The sequence below is a fragment of the Paenibacillus mendelii genome (assembly GCF_024498075.1).
GTDB lineage: Bacteria > Bacillota > Bacilli > Paenibacillales > Paenibacillaceae > Paenibacillus_Z > Paenibacillus_Z mendelii.
In genome coordinates, this window is record NZ_JANHOF010000006.1 from 108,186 (window position 1) to 124,619 (window position 16,434).

Genomic DNA, 16,434 nt, shown 5'->3' on the forward strand with positions numbered 1-16,434 from the left:
GTCCGCTTATTTCTTCCCGGGAACGGCAATCGCATCGATTTCGACCAGCAGGTCATAGTTCAAATCGCAATAGATCGTCGTTCGAGCCGGGAAAGGCGCCGTGAAGAAACGGGCATAGACTTCGTTGAATTCACGGTACAGATGTCTGTCGGATAAATAGACGTTCACTTTAACCACATCATTCATATCCATATTGTGTGAAAGCAGAACGCTGCGGATGTTCTCCATGGTCGTAATGGTTTGCGATTCGATGTCGGGACCGACGATTTGACCGGTCACGCTGTCTATCCCTCCCTGTCCGGAAACATAGAGGCAAGACTCTGTTTCGAATCCTGGAGAAAATGGCAAACCAGTGGGTACTTCCGACGTGTTCGGCTTTTGCATGTTTGTTGTCCTCCTACAGGTTGATGATCAAGAGTTGCTCTGTCCGTAGCTGAAGTTCAGCTCGGGGGTCTCCAGTTCTTTCTTCTGGTATAAAGACTCCATGGACAAGTTTGTTAGTCCGCTTGACATCAGAATTCGCTCGGCAGGGAAAGGCTCCTTACCTGTGATAATGAATTGTTCAATCATACCGGTCAACCGGCCAAAATGCTTCCAAGGACGATTGGTATCCGTCGCGCTAATCGCGGATGTGATCGTGCCGTCCTTGCCGCGGAAGGCAAATCCCCATTGATCGACGATTCTGCTTTGTTGAATGACGTAGCCCTTGAAGCCGTCTATATATTCGACTGAAAACAGGATTGTAAGATCATCCGATTCCTTCGGGTGGACATTCTCTCTATCTTCATAGAGGGATAAGGTTTGCAGCATCAGGTCCTCCGGCCATTCGCCCCGGCTCATGGATTCCCAGACCTCTCTTCCTTGCAGGACGCTTACGGATTTCACGCCTGTTTCTCCGCCTGCCCGTTTCTCGGCAAGTGACTGCATCAGCTCTAGACCATGGTAGCCATAGGCCTCGATGGAATCGGAATAGCTGACGACAAGAAGCTCGCTTGCTTGCTCCAGAAGCTTCGGGTCAAAGGAAGGAACCGGAGGAATATGGGGAATCGATGATCCGCCCATAAACGGGATGCCGCGCTGTCTAAGCTGCTCGTACATCCAGACCGAATCTTTAATATCATAAGATAAATGCTTATCGGAGAAGATCGGAACATTCAGATTCAACTCATCCATCGTTTTGAGCGTGTCCTCTAACAGCCGGCGTCTTGGATACATCTTCTGACCCTTCTCATCGTCGGGGTAATCGCCATGTTCGCCGATGATGATAATGCCGTCTACACCGCCATTGTGGTAAGGTGTCTTGATCGTTTCTTCGATCGTCGAATAGATGGGAACGTCACAGCGTGCGGCCTCTCCGCGGCTCATATCATTATCCGGCACCTGGTCGGTATAGAGAGAGACGACTTCCACCTGCGGATGGTAATCGAAGCCGCCGAATAACCGGCCAAGAATAACGTCAGCATGAGAGTTGAAGAAATACTGGGTCACGATCACGGCAACCCGTTTCACATTCCCTTTGGGCATGGGATTAATATTGAACATGTTTTAATTCCCTCCATCAGTCATGGCTTGAATGGTTGAAACGAGCCAGGCGGATACACTGCCTGTAATGATGCCTAAGTAGCGGCTTCCTGCCTCAGCCGTGGCTTTGTTCGGCGCATCGGTATAACCATCGTAGCCGGTCAGCTCCTTATGCTTCCCGATGAACGTTCCAGCCGGTCCGGAATTGATCCACGGCCGGGAAATATGTGTATCCTTGAATAGCTCTGTGCGTACCAGCTCCGGCTGCAGCGCCAGAACCGCGGCTGTCTCGAACCCGCCTGCATGGCCGGGAACCATACCAACCTCGGCGGCGTCGCTCTCGTTCAATGCCGATCTGGCAATGCTCCAATAGGAGGCAGCTGCCGTCCAAATCGGGTAACGAACTGCGAGGTCGTTTGCAGTTTGCATCATGATCGGGTCATTGCCGCCATGCGCGTTGAGAAAGATGATCTTCTGAAATCCGTCGGTGATCAGGCTTTCTCCGATATCGCGAAGCATTTGCAAATAAGTGGTTGACGTATAAGAGAGCGTACCGCCGAAATTCAGATGATGATGGGAACAGCCAATCGTGAGTACGGGAGCCACCAGGATCGGGACGCTTTCCGCCGCTTGGCGGACGGCCTCGACGGCAATGTGCTCGCAGATTAAGCTGTCCGTAAACACCGGCAGGTGAGGCCCGTGCTGTTCGGTTGCGGCTAAGGGTACGACGACGGCAGCACCGCTTCGTGCGAGCTCGTTTATTTCATCTCGGGTATGGTAATGGAGCCGTATTTGTTTCATGACATAATCCCCCCGGTTACCGGGTACATAGAGCCGGTTACGTAGGAAGCGGCATCGGATAGCAGAAAGGCGGCTACTTCATTAATTTCATTGGCCCTTCCGCTTCTTCCGAGCATGCTGATCTTACTCATAGTGTCGAGATGAGCTTGGGAGATCGCAGCTAATACTTCATCGGATTTGAAATCTCCGGGTACAACCGCATTCGCACGGATGCCATAAGGGGCATATTCGAGAGCGGCGATCCGCGTCAGCTGCTCGAGCCCGGCTTTCCCTGCGCCATAGCCGGCATTCCCTGACCGCAAAATATTGCCTCCTAGAACGGAGGAGGTGCTGACAATCGAACCGCCACCGGATCGGATCATGAGAGCGGCCGAATATTTCATGACAAGAAAGGTGCTGGTGAGGCATCCGCGAATGCAATCCTCCCAATCCTCTAGAGACTGCTCCGCAATTAAGGCTACTTTATTGACATAGGCATTATGGTAGGTGCCATTCAATCTGCCGAAGGTTTGATCGATAGCGGCAACAGCTTCACGAACATCAGCTTCATTGCGCATATCGCCCTGGACGAACATCAATCGGCCGCTGCCGTACTTTTCTGTTAAAGAGTCCAGCTCGGCAAAGTCGGATACAGGTCGAATATCGCAAGCTGCGACAAGAGCGCCGCGTTCCAAGAACAGCTTGATTGCCTCGCTTCCGGCTGCCCCTAGAGCACCCGTGATCAGGATGACTTTATCATCCAGTTGTAATGCTCCCATATCGTTCACTCCTAGTATTTGTAGTAGAGAAGGAGAGAAGCCTCGCTAAGTATCGTTAGATACCCGGAAGGCTCCTTATCCTTTAAGACCTCCAAGAGTAGCGCCTTCAGCAATTTGTTTCTGGAAGAATACGTAGATGATAATGGTCGGGATCATCGCGATTGTAACGCCAGCGAACAGCGTAACCCAATCGGCCTTGTACTGCATAATCTGATTGGCGTGATACATCGCGACACCAATCGTATACTTTGAGGAGTCGCTAAGGTAAATGAACGGCCCCAGGAAGGCATTATACAAGCCAAGGAATTTAAAAATGGCTACTGTAACGATGCCTGGTGTTGACAGCGGCAGAATGATCCGTGTAAACACTTGAAACAAGGAGGCCCCGTCGATATAGGCGCTTTCCTCCATCTCCTTCGGAAGAGACTGCATGAATCCGCCGAGCAGCATAAGGAAGAATACACTTTCACCGAAGCTATCCAGAATTATCAGGCCTGTAAGACTGTTGGTCAGACCCAGATCGCGCATTAAGATATACTGCGGCACGAGCGCGTTGATTCCCGGCAGGAATAGGGATAGCATGATCGTTCCCCAGATAAATTTACGTCCGCGGAATTCAAGGCGCGTCAGCACATAGGCGCTTAATGCTGTGAGAAACGTACCGAGAGCTAGGCTGGTGCCAACATAATAGAGCGTATTCAGCAAGGTCGAGCCTAAGTGATAGGAGTCCCAAGCTTTTTTGTAGTTTTCAAACATGAGCTTATCCGGCAATGCCCAGACATTAGCGAAAAACTCTTTGTTTGTTTTCAATGACTCCAGCACGATCCACAGAAGGGGGAAGATGACGGATAACGCGCATAGAAACATGATAAGCCGCCATATAACATCGATAAAGGTGCGTTTGTTTGTTTCCAAAGGTGGCCTCCTTCCGAAATTGCCGATGACTAGAATTCGGCGTGATCTTTCGAGCTTAACCTGTCGATGAGCAGCTTGGCGATGACCAAGACTACAAACAAGAACATGCCGATCGCCGATGCATAACCGTAGTTGTGTGAGCTCTTGCCGAAAGCCATGTTAAACATGTACAAGCCGATGACTTCAGTTGAACCGGCCGGTCCGCCATTGGTCATGATCAGCATGATTTCGAACCCTTTGAATACACCGAGGACGAGAAACAGCGTACTGATACGCACAATCGGATTGATCAAAGGAATCGTAATTTTACGCAAACGCGTCATATGGGATGCCCCATCAAGTATCGCTGCTTCATAAAGGGATGGCGGAATTGACTTCATCGCATTCATGAAGATGACGACATAGAATCCGACGCCTCCCCAAATCAAGGGTGGCAGCAGTGCCCAAATGGCCGTTTTCTTAGAGCCCAGCCAGTAAAAATCATTATTGTCGATACCAAACAGATTCAATATAGCGTTCAATAGCCCGTTGCTGCCGTCGTAAATAAAGGACCACATCAACGCAATAACGATAACGGCTAGTACGTTCGGTAAGAAATAAATCACTTTATACAAGGGTGATTCCTTATAGCCTTTAACATTGAGCAGGTAGGCGAGAAAGATAGAAGGGATAATCGTCAGAATCGGGACCGTAACCATAAGGATAAGGTTATGGCCAAGCGCTCTCCAGACGTATTCGTCTTGAAACAGATACTTGTAATTGTCAAACCACACGAATTTAGGATCGGTAATTCCGTTCCATTCCAGTAAGGAATAATAAGCGGACAAGATATTCGGATACAAGGTGAACAGCAAATATCCACAGTAACTGGGGCCTAACGCCAGCAAAATAAAGATTGTTGTCTGCACTTTCCGTTTGCTTAACGTTGACACCTTCTTAGGCGTCGCAGGCACACTAGCTCCAATTTGGGCCATACACCGACCTCCTTCCACGATTTCGCAGCACATGCTGTAAAGGAGAGGGAGGAGCAGTCCCCTCCCTCTTCCAACTTTTATGTCTAGTGTATAATCAGCTTACTTTTCGCTCTCCAGAACTTTCTTCATCAGCTTATCCGCTTCTTCAAGTACCGGCAGCGGATCCTTCTTGCCTGCAGTAACCTCAATGATTAATTCTTCGATCATTTTAGTCGCTTTAGCAGCATCAGGACTTGCGAATGCGACGTCGCGAACTCCGGTAGCGAATTGTCCGTTGTTATTCTTGACGTACTCCAGAACGGCTTTTGGAGCAGCTTGCAGCTTCGCGAGGTTCGCTTCATTCTCAGCGAAGTCCTTACGGATCGGGGAGATTCCGTTCTCGCCGTTGACCGCTTGAATATCGTTAGTCATCAGGAAGAGCGCAAATTCCTTGGCCCACTTCTTCACGTTCTCAGGCTTGTTCTTCCAGATCATCAAGCTGCCTGCGCCAATACCGTTCTCGACCCAAACCTTGTTTTGTGTTACGTCGACAAACGGGATGGCCATAAAGCCCCACTCGAATCCTTCCGGAATAGCATCCTTCATTTCATTCTCTACCCAGTCACCTGTGGACGCCAATGCGGCCTTGTGTTGCAGCAGCTGCATTTGGGATTGGGTATGATTGAGGGCTGCTGCGCCTTCAACGAAGTACCCTTTCTTGCCCATTTCGTACATACGGGTCCAGTACTCTTTCACTTCAGGTGCAGAATACATGTTGATTCCCTGTCTGAAATCCTTCGTGTACTGCTCGATATTCCCGGCTTTGTCGGCCAGTTCAAACTGTTTGATTAGGAAAGCGAAGTTGATATAGGTTGCATAAACACCGGGATACGTAATTGGTGCGATGCCATCGTTTTTGATCGTTTCCATCAAAGCCAGAAATTCATCATAGTTTTTCGGATTCTCGTTCCAGCCCTTTTCCTTGAAGAAGGCTTTGTCGTAGAATAATCCGAGCGCGTAAGCGCCCATTGGGATTTGATAGAACTTGCCGTCGATTTTCTGAGCGTATTCCATTGTGTTATCGAGTACGGCATCTTTCAGCTTCAGACCGGGCGCATCCGGAACATCGCGCTCCCACAGGTCGCTCATATCTTCGAACAAGCCTGCTTTCTGGGCAATGGTTCCTTCGTCTCCGTTGAAGCTTGGGGAGATGATGTCGAACATGTCATCATCGTTCTTGGCGGCCATCTTCGTGCTGATCAGGTCGCGTATTACAGGTGAGGAGGTGATATCGAAGGTTACGTTAGGGTATTTCTCTGTGAACTTCTCCACTGCATGGTCCATCCAAGCGCGGCCATAGCCGTTTTCCCAATAGCCCCACTTGATGGTGATTTTCTCTGTCTTGGAAAGTCCATTTTCCGGATAGACTTCGCCTTCTGCGGCGTTGCCGCCGTTACCCGAATTGCCGCCGTTCCCTTTCTCACCTGTGTTCCCTTTGTTCTCTGCAGGTGTGTTGTTGTTGCCCCCGCTACAGCCAACTAACAGTGTAAACATTAATACGATTGCTAACATACCTGCCATCAACTTCTTGGGAGAATGGTTCATTTTGTTTCCTCCTGGTATCGAGATTTTAACACAATGTTACTCGAGAAGTAAGAATACAAAACTCATGATGTTAGAAAACATAACAGGTTGCGCTTTCATTTCTAGGTGATAAGCAAATACTATAATGAATCTTTTGATTAGTCAACAAATTTTTCATAAATGAGAAATTTATTCGCATATGTGAATTTTGTAGTTGCATTGTCTTCTAATATTAATGGGTGGATCTATGGTCCTATAATCTTGAAATGGGTTTAAGGAGGGGGCGGGGGAACCGGATATCAAGGCTGCGGAGATTAGGGAAACACAAGGCAGCTTGTCAACTAATGTCGAAAGAGGGGGAGCTGGAGAGAGCGGCGATAAGAAGAAAACAGAAAGACATCGTTATTCTGGTGGAGTGAAAGCCGACTATGTGCCTAAGAGAAACGGTTCTTCCGTCCTCTGAAGGAGTAATCAAGCTCTTCGCATAGAAATATCAGTGACAAGCAGGCTGTGAATGCCTGCCCTGATATTTATAACCAAAACGATGTCTAATAAAAGTTGATATAAGAACGATCTGTACAATTGCCATTGGACACGGGCATGCACCTATTGAATCCATGCGTCTAACTGCTAAGCAAACGTCCGCCTTCCCGGATACAATTCAACGAACGGTTCCAAATCTCTTCTGTTTTGCGAAAGTCGGGAATCGATACACTGACAGCGGCGATTATGGCGCCTAAAGAATTATAGATGGGGGCCGAGATGCAGCTGATGCCTTCAACCGATTCGCCGCGATTGTAAGAGATCCCTTCCCTCCGGATTGTCTCGAGCTCCGTCAGCAATTCCGATACGGTGCAGATTGTTTTGTTCGTTAGCGGTTGAAGCTCTTCGTGTGGATATATACGCCGTACAACGGTTTCGGAAAGGCCGCTCAAAATCATTTTGCCTGAAGCGGATGCATATAACGGCAGTGATTGTGAGAATTGAATGGCGAACCGGCGTGGATCTGGCGGATTTTTCTGTGAGACATAGACCAATTGATCACCTGCGCGAATGCCGAGCATGATTCCTTCGTTAACTTCCTCGGCCATTCTTCCGCCAATCGTCTCGAATTCCGTGACCAGATTCGTGTTTTTACTGCACATGCTGCTAATTTCGAATATTTTATAGCCGATACTGAATTGTTTGCCTGAGCTGTCCGTTTCCAAATAACCACGGGAAAGCATGTTATGCAGGAGCTGGTGTGTGGAGCTCGCGGGCATGTCTAGCAGCCTGGCAATATCGGATAGGTTGTAAGTGTCGTTAGCTCCTGTAAACAATTCTAGAATATCCATCACACGATCGGCAGATTTCACTCTGGTTGTTTGCGGTTTCATGTGACTGGTCCTCCTTCCTTGTACAAGAAGAACGGCTAATAGATTCCGCTCTCCAGTTTCTGAATACAGTTTACAATACGGGGATTCATAATGTCTAGATCAAGAGATTGGAGGGCAATCATGCCCGCAGACATGCGCAGGAATGCTGCAGCTGCCTTGATTTTCGGAAAAGGGGCGTACCGTTTTTCTAACAATGGGTGTAGTTTCCGTGTGTGCACGGCCTCTTTTTTCATAAATTTTGATAGTGCCAGCAGGCCATTTTGGGGGGCTATTTTCGGGCCATTAATGAGGCTCACTGTAAAATTATTATTTATAGAAAAAATAAATTTGCAATGTGAATTTGGTGTGATAAAGTTTATAGCAAGTAATGAATACGTATTCACAATAAGGAGGAACTCACACTCTTATGAATGAGAAAGTCACGTCGAATGACGTTGCCAAAAAAGCAGGCGTTTCCCAAGCAACAGTCTCCCGAGTCATAAACAACTACTCTTTCGTGCGCGAATCCACCCGTGAGAAAGTACTGCAAGCCATTGAAGAGATGGGGTTTACGCCGGATCAGGTAGCTAGAAGCCTGAATATGCGAAAGACGGGGACAATTGGCTTAATTGTGGGTGATATCTCGAACCCGTTCTTCTCGGAAACGGCCAAAGTCATTATTGGCGAAGCCCGAGAGAGCGGCTTCGATGTCATTATTTCCGATACCGATCACAGCGATCAGAACCTGGGGAAGGCCATTCAGACCTTGATTGGCAAACGGGTAGACGGGATGTTAATCGGTTCCGTTGGGCGATTCGATACGAACGTTCAGCAATTGGTCGATAAGCGCTTCCCATTGGTTATGTACAACACGAGGTTAGATCGCGACGATTGCAACTATGTTGTCATCAATAATGTTAAGGGTGCGCGAGTTGCGATGAAACACTTATTGGACCTCGGTCATCAGAAGATCGCGTATATATCCGGAAATACCAAATACTCTACGCTGTACGACCGGTTGAATGGGTATCATGAAACGATAAAAAAGCAAGGCCTGCCTTTCCGGCAGGATTATGTCTACGATGGCGAGCTGACAGTGGCTGGTCTGCAGCGTTTTTTGCAAACCCCATGGCAGGATGAAGAACGGCCCACTGCTTTCTTTGCATCAAATGACCAAATCGCCCTCTTACTGATGGAAGCCGCCTTATCATTGGGAATCCGGGTTCCTGAAGATATATCAATTATCGGATTCGACAATATCAGCTACTCTGCCAAGCCTTTTATTCAACTCACGACGGTTTCCCAGCAGCACCGGAGAATGGCGTCGCTTGCGCTGGAGAAATTAATCCAGCTAATGAATACAGATGATAAGACGCTCAAAGTGTCAGCGAATCTGGAGCCGGAGATTATTGTCCGCAATACGTCGGCAGCACTCGAGCAGTGAGGGTGCATAAGGAGTTATAATGGATGCCCCTAAATAGACAATGAACAGTAATCTAGTCTGTTCACTGTCTTTTAGCAGAACGGGAACGCGCTTAAAAGTCGGTAAAACCGAAATTAGATCGTACAAAGGATAGGTACTAATTTAGTTATAAATGAATACGTATACAATGACATATTAATCGGAGTGCATACAGCTTAAGCCGGTATGTGGAAACTATTTAAACCGCTTACAAAGCTATATTTTACATAGAAGCATGAATGCTCATAGGATTCAAAAAGCTTGGCTCACAAAACCCATCAGGAGGTAATTAATCATGTCAACAATCGGACATCATGACTTTCGCATGCCGGGGGCAGTTCGTTTTGGCGTAAACGCCCTTCTAACCTTGCCGGATGAAATCAAGCACAGACCGGCGACTAAGCTTGCGCTCATCAGCGACAAGGGAGTCGAAGGCGCGGGGTTAGTTCAGAAGGTCATCGAGCTGCTTCAGCCGCTGTCGATTCCGATGGTGGTTTTCACGGAGATCAAGGGAGAGCCGACCTTCAACTTATTGGAAAGCACGGTCAGAATGCTGCAGCAGGAAGGCTGCGATCTCGTCGTCGGTATTGGCGGAGGCAGCGCAATGGATGTCGCGAAGACGACGGCTGCTCTGCTGGACAAGGCGGATCTTGCCGCCTACCTGAGCGGAGTATCGGTTATCGAGAGCAGAACGATACCTTGCATTCTGCTGCCGACAACGTCGGGGACCGGAGCGGAAGTGACGATGAACGCGATATTTGGCGACGAAGAGCAGGAGCTGAAGCGTGGATTAGTGAGCCCGGCGCTCCTGCCGGATGTGGCGATTATAGATCCGCTGCTAACGCTCACATGCCCGGCGAAAGTAACCGCGGCCTCTGGCGTCGATGCGTTCACCCATGCCATTGAATCGTATATCGCCGTGCGCTCAACGCTGATGACCCGGATGTATGCCGAGAAAGCGATGAAGATTTTCCCGCAGCACATCACGCGTGCCGTTCACCATGGCGGCAATCTGGAGGCTAGAATCGGTATGAGCCTGGTCAGTAATCTGGCTGGGGTATCGCTGGCGAATGCGGGAGTCGGCGCTGTCCACGCATTGGCTTATCCGCTTGGCGGCAAGTATCATATCGAGCATGGCGTAGCGAATGCCCTGCTGATGCCTTATGTATTCGAGGTGACGGGAAGAGCATGTACGGAGCAAATGGTACAGGTTGCGAAGCTTCTGCAGCTGGGCGATTTCGACAAGCAGCCGTATGAGGCGCTTGATGCAGTCGTTCAATATATGTACCGTCTGCTCGATGAGCTGGATCTGCCCACCTCGCTCAAGCAGCTCGGCGTTGATGAAGCTTCGCTTCCGGTTCTGGCTGAGCAAGCGTCCAAGGTTGAGCGTCTGTTGTCCAATACGCCATACAATTTAACGTATGAGAAAATAGTAGGCATTTATAAGAAAGCATATTCAGGTCAATAAAACGGTTTAAGGAGAACATTCACAATGACGACGAAACAGATGTTTATCGGCGGGCAATGGGTGGAAGGCAAACAGCATTATGAGCTGCGTTCCCCGTATAGTGGAGAGCGAATCGCAATGGTTCCGTTAGCAGACCAAGAGGATGTAGAAGCTGCCTTGTCGAGCGCTGCACAAGCGGCCCGTACGATTCGGGGGCTTACCTCCCTGGAGAGATCTACAATATTGGAGAAGGTATCTCAGTTATTCCAAGAGAGACTGGAAGAATGCGCGCTTCTATTGGCGGATGAAGCTGCCAAGCCGTTAAAGGCCGCAAGAGCGGAAATTGCGCGGACGATCGAAACCTATAAATTCGCTGCCGAGGAGGCGAAGCGTATTCATGGGGAGACGATCCCGCTGGATGCGGCTAAGTCCGGAGCAGGTCGCTTCGGTTACACGAAGCGGGAGCCGCTTGGCGTGATTGCGGCCATTACACCGTTCAACTTTCCATTCAATCTGACTGCCCACAAATTGGGACCGGCTTTCGCAGCTGGGAATACGGTTGTTCTGAAACCGGCTTCGCAGACGCCTCTTAGCGGGATCATGACCGCGAAGCTGTTCGAGGAAGCCGGCTTGCCGGCCGGCGCGCTGAACGTAGTCACAGGCAGCGGCGGCGTGATTGGCGATCTTCTCGTCAAGGATGCCCGCGTCAAAATGATTACATTCACGGGCAGCGCGGAAGTCGGGCTTGGAATTAAGGAGAAGGCCGGCCTCAAACGCGTTACGCTTGAGCTGGGCTCGAATTCTGCCGTCATCATCGATAGCGCAGAGGACTTGGAGGCGGTTGCCGCGCGCTGCGTGGAAGGAGCTTTCAATTTCGCCGGTCAGGTATGCATATCGGTACAGCGCGTTTATGTCCAGCAGCAATTGTTCAGTCATTTCTTAAGCCTCATGAAGGAAAAGGCCGGCCGTCTCGTGTTCGGTGATCCTCGTTCCGAGCACACGGATATTTCATCCTTGATTCATCAGCGCGAAGCGGAGCGCATCGAGCGCTGGGTAATGGAGGCCGAGCAAGCAGGAGCGTCGATCGCTTGCGGCGGCAAACGGGAGGGCGGCTATTTCCAGCCGACTATTATCGCGGGCGGGGCTTCGCATCTGTTGGTTTCCTGCAGTGAAGCCTTCGGTCCGATTGTGACCGTGAATGCGTATGATTCATGGGATGAAGCGGTTGATCTCGTCAATGATTCCGATTACGGCCTGCAAGCCGGCGTATATACGACTTCGATCAAGAAAGCGTTCGACGCGGCAGAAAGACTTGAAGTCGGCGGTGTCATTATCAATGACATTCCTTCGTTCCGGGTCGATCAAATGCCGTATGGCGGAGTCAAGACGAGCGGGATCGGCAAGGAAGGGATTAAATATTCGACTGAGGAAATGTCCGAGATCAAATTCGTTTCTTTCAAACTATAGGCGCCACGCATACTCGTGAGGGTTTGCCGTAAGCAGTGAAATCTGCCCGCGGCAGACCCTCTTTTATTGAAAGGGGCATTTTCAGAAAATGATGCCACGATGGAATAAAAAATCGGCTAGTTCCGGCATATCTTTCATCGATCCAAGCAGGTAAAGTGGTACGTAATGGCAGCGGCGAACGTCTACCTCTGCAGGTTAAGAAAGGGAGGATGAAGCATGAAGCTGGGTATCATCGCATCACCTGAGGCTGCTAGTTTCCATCAAGCACACGCCAAGGGCCTTGAATTTCTGGAGTTCTGCATCAACATCGGCAGTGACATCGACGCGTTCCTGTCGAGTGTACCGGCATTGAAGCAAGCCAGTGAACAGACCGGTGTGCAGGTCGCTTCGATCGGAAGATGGGGGACTGACCGGATCAGCAAGGAGGGCATCGTCGAAGAGGAGCTTCAAGCGTCCTTCCGGCTCATTGATACGGCGGCCGAGCTTGAGTGTCCGAATTTCGTATGCGGCGTTAATTATATCGAAGAGCTGTCCTATTATGACAACGCCACGCTGGCGATTGAGTATTTTCGGAAGCTGATCGAATATGGGACGCCGAAGGGTGTACAGATCGCGGCTTACAACTGTCATTGGAATAACTTCGTGGACAATGAGCTGGCTTGGACGATCATCCACGGCCACTTACCGGAGCTGGGCATCAAATTCGATCCTTCCCATTCCCGCTATGCCGGCCGCGATTACTTGAAGGAATCGCGTGATTGGGGAAGCCGCTTCCGCCACGTTCACATCAAGGGCTCCGTTATTATCGACGGGCAAAGGTTCGATGATCCGCCGGCTGGCTTGGACCAGACGGACTGGGGAACGTTCATGGCGATACTATACGGTACAGGCTATTCCGGCGGACTTAGCATTGAGCCGCATTCGCATGTCTGGAACGGTGAGCTCGGCGATAAAGGCGTGCAATTTACGATCGATTACATGAGAAAGTTTATGTTCTAAATAAATTCTGGCAGCAGGTAAGCGATGAAAAGCTCTTAACAGGTGAAATGCAGCTGTTAAGAGCTTTTTTGTGTACATAGGTATGCTTCTTGGCTGGATTATGATGATAAAATTAGCTTGTCGCAAAGGATTGCTAAATGAAAAGGATCGTGGTAGAATAAATCCATTCCACAAAATGACCAAATGAACAAAACAGTCATATGGTATTGAAGGGAGCGGTGACATGGCAATTGACCGTCGTGAGCTTATAGTAGAAGCGGCGTCGAAATCATTCGCTTTATTCGGTTATAAGGCCACTACGATGGAGCGAGTAGCGAAGATCGCCAACGTTGGCAAAGGAACGATATACACGTTCTTCACGAACAAGGAAGAGCTGTTCCAGGAAATCATGAACCGTCTTATCCAAGAGATGAAGGGGATTGCGGAAGCGGTCGTCGATCCGAATCGCCGGTTCTTCGACAATTTAAATCTGGTGCTGGATCGGCTGCTTGATTTTCGGGAGGAGCATGAACTGGCTATTAAGCTCTCTCAAGAGGTGAAGGAAATCAGCACGCAGATGGCGCATGAGGGCATTCAGCAGATGGAGACTGCTATTGTGAGTTACATACAGCAGCAGGTGAAGCAGGCGGTGGAGAAAGGCGAAATAAAGCCCTGCAATCCAGAGATGACCGCATTCGTGATGCTGAAGCTGTTCATTGCGTTAACCGCCGACTGGAAGAAGTCGCATGAACCGCTGAACAAGAATCAGGTTGCCCAGCTGCTTCGTTTCTACCTGCAGGAAGGACTGGCTTCGTAAAAAGAGAAGCTTTTTTTTACAAACAAGATTGACTGTTTGACTTAAACGGTCAATTGGTTAATAGGAGAGGAATAACCAGATGAAAAGAAGTGTTAAGCAATTCGGCAGCGAGCTGTCGTCTATCGTAAGCAATCGTAAGGTGCTCATCTCGGTGATCGGGGTTCTGCTGGTTCCGGTACTCTACTCGGCGATGTTTCTGGCCGCGTTCTGGGATCCCTATGACCGGCTGGAGGATCTCCCGGTAGCCGTTGTGAATGCGGACAAAGGAACGGATTTTAATGGGAAATCTCTGCATATCGGCGATGACTTTGTGGAAAAATTAAAGGAAAATCCCCAGTTCAAATGGAACTTCGTGTCCAAGGATGAAGCTAAGGCGGGGATGGAAGACAATACGTACTATATGACCATTGAAATACCAGAAGATTTCTCGGAGAAAACAACGACGCTGACTTCCGATTCTCCAACCTCGGCCAAATTCACGTTTCTTCCGAATGAAGGCTTCAACTTTCTAGCCTCCCAGATCGGAAACACGGCTGTTGAGACGATGAAGTCCTCCTTGAACAAGGAAATTACGGAGGTTTATGCGAGAACCGTATTCGAACAAATGGAGCAGCTGGTCGATGGAATCGGGCAGGCGAGCGACGGCGCTGGCAAGCTTGCCGACGGTACGGCCAAAGCAAAGGACGGCGCAGTTCAAATTGAGCAGAACCTAAGCAAATTGGTTGCCGGCTCCTTGTCGCTGCAGGAAGGGATCGTCAAGCTGGAAGCAGGCGGCGCCAAGCTTGACCAGGGCGGCACCAAGCTCAGCGGGGGCGCAGGCGATCTGGCCGGAGGATTAAGCCAGCTGCTTGCCGCCCAGCAGAAGCTAGCCGCAGGTGCGTCGGCACTGGGCGATGGGGCGGAATCATTGCGCACAGGCTCCCAGAATCTGAGTGATGGCTTATCCCAGCTGTCCGCCGGAAGCGGGACGCTGGCAAGCAGCTCGAATTCGGCTGAGGAAGCAGCCAAGAAGCTGGATGCCGGACTCAATCAATCGAAGGCCGGAGCCGCCAAGCTGGAAGAGAGTGCAGCGCAGCTGGCCAAAGGGCTCGAACAGCTTGCGCAATCAAACGCGCAGCTTGCCGAGGACGAGAGCTTTCAGAAGCTGCTGGCCGGAAGCAAGCAGCTGGCCACAGGGTTAACGGGATCCAAGACGGCGCAGGAACAATTAAGTACAGGAGCTAATCAGCTGCATGAGGGGCTTGGCAAGTTGAATGCGGGACTGGCCAGCTTCGACGGCAAGCTGAAGGACGCTGCGGCAGGCAGTAAACAGCTGGAAGCAGGCGGACAGCAGGTTGCCGCAGGAGCCAAGCAATTGACGGGCGGCTTTAACCAATTTGGCGGCAAGCTTGCCGAAGCGAAGGACGGCGGAGCTGTGCTTGCAGCCGGCGCGAAGCAGCTGGCCGGAGGCGCTGTCGAGCTTCACCAGGGGCTCAACCTCTTGAAGGATAATGTGACCCCGTTCGTGGATGGCTCGAAGCAATTGAAGGATGGCGCACAGCAGGTAAGCTCGGGATTGCTCCAGCTCGATGACGGTACGCATGAGCTGTCCGGCAAGCTTAGTGACGCTTCCGCCCAGACATCAGCGCTTCACGTGACGGATTCCATGTACGATATGTTCGCGGATCCGGTACAATCCGATGTGGAGAAAGTGAATGAAGTGCCGAACTATGGAACGGGCTTCGCTCCGTATTTCTTATCGCTTGGCTTATATGTAGGGGCCTTGCTCATCACGATCGTATACTCGGTACGAGAACCGGCGATTCGTCCGACAAGCGGTCTGAGCTGGTTCTGGAGTAAAGCACTGACGCTAATTGCGGCAGGTACGATTCAAGCGCTTATTGCGGATGCGGCCCTCCTCATTCTATTGGATCTGCATGTGACGAGTGTTCCATTGTTCATCTTATTCTCGGTTCTGACCAGCATTACGTTCATGATGTTGATTCAGCTGCTCGTGACGACGCTTCAGAATCCGGGCCGGTTTATTGCCATCATCATCTTGATCTTCCAATTGACCAGCTCGGCTGGCACGTTCCCACTGGAGCTTATTCCGAATTGGCTGCAGAAAGTAACGCCTTGGCTTCCGATGACCTACTCGGTTGCCGGATTCAAGGATGTTATTTCGAGCGGAGACTATCATTCCATGTGGAGCAATGCCGCGATACTGGGCGTGTTCGCCATCCTCTTCATGGCGATCACGATCGCTTATTTTGTATCGCTTCACCGTTCGACCAAATCGCAGCAACCAGAGGCCGCTGCTGTATAATCAGCAGGACCATTACCCGCTGTGCGCATACGAAACAGGAAGAGGGAGCGATTCATTTCGCCCCTCTTTTT

The 16,434-nt window shown here is 50.1% G+C and carries 14 protein-coding genes; 6 read left to right on the forward strand and 8 right to left on the reverse strand.

The features are described from left to right. Window positions 1-6 precede the first annotated feature (6 nt). The 8 genes from NNL21_RS20050 to NNL21_RS20085 form a co-directional block, all read right to left on the reverse strand. A complete protein-coding gene (locus tag NNL21_RS20050) occupies window positions 7-384 on the reverse strand; it encodes a RidA family protein (RefSeq protein ID WP_204819744.1) in 378 nt (125 codons plus the stop codon). A 27-nt stretch (window positions 385-411) separates the two neighbouring features. Then, a complete protein-coding gene (locus NNL21_RS20055; RefSeq protein WP_204819745.1) occupies window positions 412-1,542 on the reverse strand; it encodes a hypothetical protein in 1,131 nt (376 codons plus the stop codon). A 3-nt stretch (window positions 1,543-1,545) separates the two neighbouring features. Beyond that, window positions 1,546-2,322 (reverse strand): creatininase family protein, encoded by a 777-nt coding sequence (locus NNL21_RS20060; protein WP_204819746.1) that lies wholly within the window; start codon window positions 2,320-2,322, stop codon window positions 1,546-1,548. After that, entirely contained in the window at window positions 2,319-3,080 is a 762-nt protein-coding gene (locus NNL21_RS20065; RefSeq protein ID WP_204819747.1) for an SDR family oxidoreductase, read from the reverse strand. The genes NNL21_RS20060 and NNL21_RS20065 overlap by 4 nt, the downstream gene beginning before the upstream one ends. A gap of 75 nt (window positions 3,081-3,155) precedes the next feature. After that, window positions 3,156-3,995: a carbohydrate ABC transporter permease gene (locus NNL21_RS20070; RefSeq protein WP_256555352.1), complete on the reverse strand. Its 840-nt coding sequence runs from the start codon at window positions 3,993-3,995 to the stop codon at window positions 3,156-3,158. Window positions 3,996-4,024: 29 nt separating this feature from the next. Further along, entirely contained in the window at window positions 4,025-4,969 is a 945-nt protein-coding gene (locus tag NNL21_RS20075) for a carbohydrate ABC transporter permease (protein ID WP_204819748.1), read from the reverse strand. A 99-nt stretch (window positions 4,970-5,068) separates the two neighbouring features. After that, window positions 5,069-6,553 (reverse strand): ABC transporter substrate-binding protein, encoded by a 1,485-nt coding sequence (locus NNL21_RS20080; RefSeq protein ID WP_204819749.1) that lies wholly within the window; start codon window positions 6,551-6,553, stop codon window positions 5,069-5,071. Window positions 6,554-7,155: 602 nt separating this feature from the next. Further along, window positions 7,156-7,908 carry an IclR family transcriptional regulator gene (locus NNL21_RS20085; protein ID WP_204819750.1) on the reverse strand — a complete coding sequence of 251 codons (753 nt, stop codon included), beginning with the start codon at window positions 7,906-7,908 and terminating at the stop codon, window positions 7,156-7,158. 406 nt (window positions 7,909-8,314) lie between these two features. Between NNL21_RS20085 and NNL21_RS20090 the strand changes: the two genes are divergently transcribed. The 6 genes from NNL21_RS20090 to NNL21_RS20115 all read left to right on the forward strand — a co-directional run bounded on the left by NNL21_RS20090 (window position 8,315) and on the right by NNL21_RS20115 (window position 16,363). Continuing rightward, window positions 8,315-9,331, forward strand: a complete 1,017-nt coding sequence (locus NNL21_RS20090) for a LacI family DNA-binding transcriptional regulator (RefSeq protein WP_204819751.1) — start codon at window positions 8,315-8,317, stop codon at window positions 9,329-9,331. Window positions 9,332-9,644: 313 nt separating this feature from the next. Further along, window positions 9,645-10,817 carry an iron-containing alcohol dehydrogenase gene (locus tag NNL21_RS20095; RefSeq protein ID WP_204819752.1) on the forward strand — a complete coding sequence of 391 codons (1,173 nt, stop codon included), beginning with the start codon at window positions 9,645-9,647 and terminating at the stop codon, window positions 10,815-10,817. A 24-nt stretch (window positions 10,818-10,841) separates the two neighbouring features. After that, window positions 10,842-12,263, forward strand: a complete 1,422-nt coding sequence (locus NNL21_RS20100; RefSeq protein WP_204819753.1) for an aldehyde dehydrogenase family protein — start codon at window positions 10,842-10,844, stop codon at window positions 12,261-12,263. Window positions 12,264-12,479: 216 nt separating this feature from the next. Further along, window positions 12,480-13,262: a sugar phosphate isomerase/epimerase family protein gene (locus NNL21_RS20105; protein WP_204819754.1), complete on the forward strand. Its 783-nt coding sequence runs from the start codon at window positions 12,480-12,482 to the stop codon at window positions 13,260-13,262. Window positions 13,263-13,485: 223 nt separating this feature from the next. Beyond that, window positions 13,486-14,058: a TetR/AcrR family transcriptional regulator gene (locus NNL21_RS20110; protein ID WP_204819755.1), complete on the forward strand. Its 573-nt coding sequence runs from the start codon at window positions 13,486-13,488 to the stop codon at window positions 14,056-14,058. Window positions 14,059-14,137: 79 nt separating this feature from the next. Next, window positions 14,138-16,363 (forward strand): YhgE/Pip domain-containing protein, encoded by a 2,226-nt coding sequence (locus NNL21_RS20115; RefSeq protein ID WP_204819756.1) that lies wholly within the window; start codon window positions 14,138-14,140, stop codon window positions 16,361-16,363. Window positions 16,364-16,434 lie beyond the last annotated feature (71 nt).

Excerpts from the sequence above, each read along its gene's own strand:
- NNL21_RS20110 (WP_204819755.1), top strand. The coding sequence starts at position 13,486 with ATGGCAATTGACCGTCGTGAGCTTATAGTAGAAGCGGCGTCGAAATCA.
- NNL21_RS20090 (WP_204819751.1), top strand. The coding sequence starts at position 8,315 with ATGAATGAGAAAGTCACGTCGAATGACGTTGCCAAAAAAGCAGGCGTT.
- NNL21_RS20115 (WP_204819756.1), top strand. The coding sequence starts at position 14,138 with ATGAAAAGAAGTGTTAAGCAATTCGGCAGCGAGCTGTCGTCTATCGTA.
- NNL21_RS20105 (WP_204819754.1), top strand. The coding sequence starts at position 12,480 with ATGAAGCTGGGTATCATCGCATCACCTGAGGCTGCTAGTTTCCATCAA.
- NNL21_RS20095 (WP_204819752.1), top strand. The coding sequence starts at position 9,645 with ATGTCAACAATCGGACATCATGACTTTCGCATGCCGGGGGCAGTTCGT.
- NNL21_RS20100 (WP_204819753.1), top strand. The coding sequence starts at position 10,842 with ATGACGACGAAACAGATGTTTATCGGCGGGCAATGGGTGGAAGGCAAA.
- NNL21_RS20060 (WP_204819746.1), bottom strand. The coding sequence starts at position 2,322 with ATGAAACAAATACGGCTCCATTACCATACCCGAGATGAAATAAACGAG.
- NNL21_RS20065 (WP_204819747.1), bottom strand. The coding sequence starts at position 3,080 with ATGGGAGCATTACAACTGGATGATAAAGTCATCCTGATCACGGGTGCT.
- NNL21_RS20080 (WP_204819749.1), bottom strand. The coding sequence starts at position 6,553 with ATGAACCATTCTCCCAAGAAGTTGATGGCAGGTATGTTAGCAATCGTA.
- NNL21_RS20085 (WP_204819750.1), bottom strand. The coding sequence starts at position 7,908 with ATGAAACCGCAAACAACCAGAGTGAAATCTGCCGATCGTGTGATGGAT.
- NNL21_RS20055 (WP_204819745.1), bottom strand. The coding sequence starts at position 1,542 with ATGTTCAATATTAATCCCATGCCCAAAGGGAATGTGAAACGGGTTGCC.
- NNL21_RS20075 (WP_204819748.1), bottom strand. The coding sequence starts at position 4,969 with ATGGCCCAAATTGGAGCTAGTGTGCCTGCGACGCCTAAGAAGGTGTCA.
- NNL21_RS20050 (WP_204819744.1), bottom strand. The coding sequence starts at position 384 with ATGCAAAAGCCGAACACGTCGGAAGTACCCACTGGTTTGCCATTTTCT.